We start from the raw sequence: 6,239 nt of genomic DNA on the forward strand, positions 1-6,239 counted from the left end.
CAGGGCGTTTGCCGCGGTCACGTTCGCGAGGTCGCCCGCCACCCAGGAATAAGGCCAAGAGTGCTGACATGAGTGCTGAAGGCCCCACCTCGTCACCGATCGAACCGCCGCCGCGGCGCCCCAAGGTGATCAAGACCAACCAGCAGCAGGTCTTTCTCTACGTCGTGCTGACCCTGCTGCTGTCGCTTGCCACCGTCTGGGGCGGCCGCACCATGCTGCACAATTCGGAAACGCTGATCTTTGCCGTCGGCGCTCCCAACAGCGACGAGGCGCTGTTCGCGGCCAAGCTCGCCACTGTCCTGAAGAACAACGCCTCGCGCTTCCGGATCAAGATCGTCAACAATCCTGACAGCGCCAAGGCGCTCGCGCAGTTCGACCGCAAGCAGGCCGATCTCGCCGTGCTACGCACCGATGCCAAGGTGCCGCTGCGGGCGCGCACGCTCGCGATCCTCGAGCACGATCTCGTGCTGCTGCTCGGTCCCGGCAACAAGAAGATCAAGTCGCTCGCCGAGCTGAAGAAGAAGAAGGTCGCGGTTCTCGCCGAGAACGATTCCTCGCTGGCCTTCCTCCGCAGCATCCTCGATATCCCCGACGGTCCTGACGCCGCAAAGATCCAGATGGCGCCGCAGGGCGTGACGCTCGACAAGCTGTTTGTACCGGCGAACGGTTTTGGCGCGGTGATTGCCATCGTCCACGCCTCCAGGGCCGTGCGCGACAAGACCTATGAGCAGGTCGCCAGGCGCGGCGGCTTCACCTTGAACGCAATCGACGAGACCAAGGCGCTGGCGCGCAAATTCCCCGGCATTTCCGACGAGACGCTAACGGCCGGCACGCTGTCGGCCTCGCCCGAAATTCCCGACGACGACCTCGAAACGATCGGCCTCGAATGGCTGCTGGTCACGCAATCCAGGATGTCTGCGTCGACGGCCGGCGACCTCGCGCGCATCGTTTACGAGAACAAATCCGCCCTCGGGCTCGACAACGGCTTCGCCACAAAGATCGAACCGGCCTCCGTCGAGAAGGACGCCTATGTGATGGCGCATCAGGGCGCCGCCGATTACATCAACGACGACACCAAGTCGTTCATGGATAAGTACAGCGACATGATGTATCTGGGCGCCGCCGCGCTCAGCGTCATCGGCTCGATCTTCGCTGCGATCTACGCCAAGATCACGCGGATCGCGCCGGAGAAGGCCGGCGAGCTCTCCACCGCCGTCCTCGACATCGGCGAACGCATCGAGCACGCCCATTCGCTGGACCAGCTCGAATGTCTCCAGGACGAGCTGGAGGGCATCTTGCGCGGCGCCGTCATCGGCTTGCGGGACGGCACCATCAGTACCGACGGGCTCGACACGTTCAAGCTCGGCTACGAGTTCGTCCGCGACGAGGTCGCCATGCGCCGCGACTATCTCAAGCGCCATTGCGGCGAACTCGAAAAGACCGCCGCCCCGGCAGCCCTCGCCCCGCCCGACGAAAGCAACGTCGTGGTGGTGAAGACGGCCCAGAGTGCCTGATCGATCGCTTCGGCGGGCACCCGGCGGCGATCTGCCGATTTTTCCCGCGAATCGGTGCACCGACCTGGAACCGTCCCCAGCCACAACCGTTTATCCCGATTGCAACCGGAGAACGCAGCATGCGTACACTCCTCATCATGATCCTTCTGGGAATGTTGGTTGCGGTCGGATATTTCGCCTATTCGGCAATGACGATTGAGGGTGAGCCGATCCCGGCGGAAGGCTATCTGGCACTGGCGCTCGGTGCAGGGTTCTCCGTCGTCGTCGGCATCGGCTTGATGATGCTCCTGTTTTTCAGCAGCCGCCGCGGCTACGACGAGCCGCCGCATTTCAGGTAACTGCCCCGGGCCTGCCGCGGCACCGCGCGTCCGCGCCCCTCTTCGACGATCTTGCCGGCGGTCCGCCCCCGTCGTTGACGACCCCTGCCCGGGCGGGCACTTTGGGACCGAGGTCCCAGCCGGGGCCGCAAGAACCCCGACCGAGCCCTCCCGCCCGCATGTCCCAGCCGCTGACCTCCGCTCTGGCCCAGTTCGTGGCCGCCACGGCCGGCCGCAACATGACCAAGGCGGCCTATGTGGCAGTCGGCGTCGGCGTGCTCGGCATGGTGCTGCTGACGATCGGCCCGGCCTATGAGGCGGCACACCGCTGGGTCGACGTGGTGCTCTGGGCGTGCCTGGCCTATTTCGTATTCGAGTGGGTGGTCCGGCTGCGCCACATGGCGCGAACGGGGCGCCTTGCGCTCTACCTCTCCTCCTCCGCCGGCATCGTCGACGCGGTCGGCGCGCTGGCCGTGCCGGTCGCACTGATTCTCGGCGTCGAGCCAAAGACCGCCTGGCTGCTCAGCGTGCTCTGGGTGCTGAAGGTGGTGCCGGGCATTCCGGGCCTGCGGCAGCTCCGCCGCGTGCTGGTGCTGGAATCGGGGCCATTGCTCAGCGTGCTCGTGATCTTCCTGATGGTGGTCTTCCTGGCCTCCGTCGCCGAATATTTCCTGGAGCGGGATGTGCAGCCGCAGACCTTCGGCAGCGTCCCCGCCGCGCTGTGGTGGGCCGTCGTCACGCTGACGACGACCGGTTATGGCGACGTCGTGCCGGTCACGCCGGTGGGCCGCATGGTCGCGGCGCTGGTGATGATCTCCGGTCTTGGCGTGTTCGGCCTCTGGACCGGTATTCTGGCGACCGGCTTCGCCGCCGAGACGAGGCGCGACAATTTCCTCAAGACCTGGGAATCCGTCAGCAAGGTGCCGTTCTTCGCGGCGCTGGGACCTGCGGCCATCGCCGACGTCACCCACATGCTGCGGACCATGGAGCTGCCGGCGCGCACCATGATCATCCGCAAGGGCGCGCAGGGCGACTGCATGTATTTCATCGCGGCCGGCGCGGTCGAGGTCGACCTGCCCGGCAAGAAGGTGCAGCTGGGCGAAGGCGCCTTCTTCGGCGAGATGGCGCTGCTCGGCAACAATTTGCGCGGTGCCAACGTCTCGACCACGAAAGTATCGCGGCTGCTGGTGCTCGACCTCGTCGACTTCCGCGTGCTGATGGCACGGCATCCCGATCTCGCCGAAACCATCGACGCCGAAGCAAGACGGCGCACGCTCGAAAACAAGTAAGAGGAGACAAGAATGTCGGACATCACCGACGCGGCATCCAGCCCCGTGCTCGAAATCGCCGGCGCGCGCGCCACCATCCGCCTGAACCGGCCAAAACATCTCAACCGGCTGCAGGCCGAGGATCTCGGCGAGCTGGTAAAACTGTTCGACCGGATCGAGGCCGATCCCGCCATCCGCGTGCTGGTGTTGACCGGCACCGGCCGGGCCTTCTCGGCGGGCTACGATCTCAATTCGGTCGCCGAGCGCGCGGTGAGTGCGAGCGAGCAGCAGAGCGCGGGCTCGGCATTCGAAGTGGTCGTCAACCGCCTGGAGGATCTCGGCGTGCCGACCATCTGCCGGCTCAATGGCGGCGTCTATGGCGGCTCGACCGACCTCGCGCTCGCCTGCGATTTCCGCATCGGCGTCGACACCGCCGAGATGTTCATGCCGGCGGCGCGGCTCGGGCTGCATTATTACCGCAGCGGCATCAAACGCTACGTGACGCGGCTCGGCGTCGACAATGCGAAGAAGCTGTTTCTCACCGCGCAGAAGATCAGCGCGCCGGAGATGCTGCGGATCGGCTATCTCACCGCGATGGTGGCGGTGGAATTCCTGGACGAGGAGGTCGACAAGCTCGCGGGCATCCTCGCCGGCAACGCGCCGCAGGCGATGCGCGGCATGAAGCGCGCGATCAACGAATTCGCCCGCGGCGAGCTCGACGAAGCTGCCGCCGACCAGCGCCACCGCGACAGCATGCGCGGCGACGAGATCAAGGAAGGCATCAAGGCGTTTGGGGAGAAGAGAGCGCCGAGGTTTTGAGGAGGCGACTAGCGAGAGAATACGACGAGGCGCCTCGCACTCCGCTGTCGTCCCGGGGCATCGCGAAGCGAGAGCCCGGGATCCATAACCACGGGGCGTGGTTATGACGGCAAGCAGGTCACGCCGAGTCCTCGCAAAACTCCTGCCTGTGGCTATGGGTCCCGGGCTCGCGCTTTGCGCGCCCCGGGACGACAGCGGAAATTGAGGTGCTCGCTCAGCCTCCAGCAGCCTTGGCATGCTGTGCGGCCATCTCGTCATCGGCCGCATTGATGCGCTGGAATGCCGGCCGCGAGGTCATGCGCTCGGCATAGCGGACGAAGACATCTTTTTTCGGCACGATGCCGAACATCATGGTCCAGCTGAACGCGACGCCCCACAGCACATCCGCAGCCGTCATGCGCTCGCCGAGCAGATACGGGCCCTTCGACAGTTGCGTCTCGAGCGCCCCCAGCATGGTGTCGTAATCGGCATAGGGCGACTGCGTGATCGGCGCGGGCTCGCGCTGCATGAACCTGTCGATCAGGGCCGGCTCGAAGGATGCGCCGTAATAGGCGATCCAGCGCAGATACGGACCGCGCAGCGGATCGTCCAGCGCGGGCGTCAACCCCGCCTGTGGGAACAGATCGGCTAGATAGATCGTGATCGCGACCTGCTCGGTCACGAGCGCCTCGCCATGGCGGACCGCCGGCACCTTCCCGAGCGGATTGATGGCGAGATAAGCGGGCTGGCGCTGCTCGCCCGCCTTCATGTTGAGGACGTGGAGATCGTAGGGCGCCCCCAGTTCCTCCAGCAGCACCCGCGTGCCGGTGGCGCGGCTTTGCGGCGAATAATACAGGGTGAGGCGGTGGGAATCGGTCATGGCAGGTCTCCATCTGGCCGGCTGGCGATGGCGCTTGTAGCGGACCATACCTGACATCCTGTGTCAGGTATGGTTTAAGGGATCATGCGCGCGAGCCGGATGATGTCGATCCTCACCACCCTCCAGGCCAGGGGGCAGGTCACCGCGCCCGAGCTTGCGGAAGCCTGCGAGGTCTCGGTGCGCACGATCTATCGCGACATCGACGCGCTCTCGGCATCCGGCGTCCCTGTCTATGCCGACCGCGGCGCGGAGGGCGGCTATCGCCTGCTCGATGGCTATCGCGTCCGGCTCAACGGCCTGTCGCAGAGCGAGGCGGAGGCGCTGTTTCTCGCCGGCCTCCCCGGCCCTGCGGCCGCGCTCGGCCTGGATGCGGCGATGATCGCCGCGCAGAACAAGCTGATGGCGGCGCTGCCGGCGAACTTACGCCAAGATGCCGGACGGATGCAGGAGCGCTTTCACCTCGATGCTCCCGGCTGGTTCGGCGAGGCGGAAGAACCAAAACATCTGCGCGCCATCGCCGGCGCGGCCCTGCGCGGAACGCTGATCAAGATCCGCTACCAGAGCTGGCGCGCCGAGAAGCAGCGCCGGCTCGCACCGCTCGGCCTCGTGCTGAAGGGCGGCAGCTGGTATCTCGCCGGGCAAGTCGATGCCAGCGTTCGCACCTACCGCGTCGCGCGCGTGCTCGACTGTACCGTGCTCGACGACCGCTTCGATCGTCCTGCCGATTTCGATCTCGCCGCCTATTGGCAGGCCGCGACGCTTCGCCTCGAAGCCGAGATGCATCCCAATGTCGCAATCGTCCGGCTGTCGCCGTTCGGCGTCAAACTGCTGGGCGCGCTGAGCCAGCCTTACGTCAAGTCGCGCACCGAGATCGAAGACGTCGCTGACGCCGACGGCTGGCGCATCGCCAGAGTGCCGACCGGCAAGACCTCGTGGCACGCCGCGGCCGAATTGCTCCGGCTCGGGCCCGAGGCCGAAGTGCTGGAGCCCGCCGATCTCCGCGAAACCATGGCCGAGATGACGCAGGCGATGGCGGCGCGCTATCGCGCGGCGCGGAAAGCCTGACGGCGGCGCCTGCTGCCGCAACCGACGAAACAGTCCTGAAACACGATTCTCCGGCTGCCGTGTGAACGCATTCGCATTTCGATCCGACCGAGAAGCAGGGACACAACAACGGCCTTTGCGCCACACTGGAGAACGACAATGTTTCGCAAGCTTGCACTTGGTCTGATCGCCGCCGCCTCGCTCGGCGCCGCCGCCCTCGCGCCCACCGCGGCTTCGGCCCACGGCTTCCATCATCACTGGGGTCCCGGCTGGGGCTTTGGCGGCATCTACGTCAACACCGGCGTCAACAATTGCTACCAGGAGCGCGTCGTCCAGACCCGTCACGGCCTGCGTGTCCGCGTCGTGAATGTCTGCGCTTACGGGATCTACTGAGCCCGCCTGCATCGGCTGGGGGGGG

7 protein-coding genes are annotated in these 6,239 nt (G+C 66.0%); 6 read left to right on the forward strand and 1 reads right to left on the reverse strand.

Annotated elements, in window-relative coordinates; all coding sequences use genetic code 11:
• Positions 1 to 68 precede the first annotated feature (68 nt).
• The 4 genes from PMI42_RS15695 (at position 69) to PMI42_RS15710 (ending at position 3,918) form a co-directional block, all read left to right on the forward strand.
• On the forward strand, positions 69 to 1,514 hold the full coding sequence (locus tag PMI42_RS15695; protein WP_008135747.1) for a TAXI family TRAP transporter solute-binding subunit: 1,446 nt from the start codon (positions 69 to 71) through the stop codon (positions 1,512 to 1,514).
• Between the two features lie 119 nt (positions 1,515 to 1,633).
• A complete protein-coding gene (locus PMI42_RS15700) occupies positions 1,634 to 1,852 on the forward strand; it encodes a hypothetical protein (RefSeq protein WP_008135749.1) in 219 nt (72 codons plus the stop codon).
• Positions 1,853 to 2,010: 158 nt separating this feature from the next.
• Positions 2,011 to 3,120, forward strand: a complete 1,110-nt coding sequence (locus tag PMI42_RS15705; protein ID WP_008135751.1) for a cyclic nucleotide-gated ion channel — start codon at positions 2,011 to 2,013, stop codon at positions 3,118 to 3,120.
• Positions 3,121 to 3,132: 12 nt separating this feature from the next.
• Positions 3,133 to 3,918: an enoyl-CoA hydratase/isomerase family protein gene (locus tag PMI42_RS15710; protein WP_008135753.1), complete on the forward strand. Its 786-nt coding sequence runs from the start codon at positions 3,133 to 3,135 to the stop codon at positions 3,916 to 3,918.
• Between the two features lie 214 nt (positions 3,919 to 4,132).
• Here PMI42_RS15710 and PMI42_RS15715 read toward each other — a convergent pair whose 3' ends face one another.
• Complete coding sequence (locus PMI42_RS15715; protein WP_008135755.1) at positions 4,133 to 4,777, reverse strand: glutathione S-transferase family protein; 645 nt, start codon at positions 4,775 to 4,777, stop codon at positions 4,133 to 4,135.
• A gap of 84 nt (positions 4,778 to 4,861) precedes the next feature.
• On the opposite strand from PMI42_RS15715, the gene PMI42_RS15720 reads away from it, so the two are divergent.
• Positions 4,862 to 5,842, forward strand: coding sequence for a helix-turn-helix transcriptional regulator (locus PMI42_RS15720; protein WP_035965792.1), 981 nt, complete (start codon positions 4,862 to 4,864; stop codon positions 5,840 to 5,842).
• 138 nt (positions 5,843 to 5,980) lie between these two features.
• Entirely contained in the window at positions 5,981 to 6,214 is a 234-nt protein-coding gene (locus PMI42_RS15725; RefSeq protein WP_008135759.1) for a hypothetical protein, read from the forward strand.
• The last annotated feature ends 25 nt before the right edge of the window (positions 6,215 to 6,239 follow it).

Origin of the sequence: Bradyrhizobium sp. YR681 (assembly GCF_000282615.1) — a bacterium.
In the GTDB taxonomy this organism is placed as follows: Bacteria; Pseudomonadota; Alphaproteobacteria; order Rhizobiales; family Xanthobacteraceae; genus Bradyrhizobium.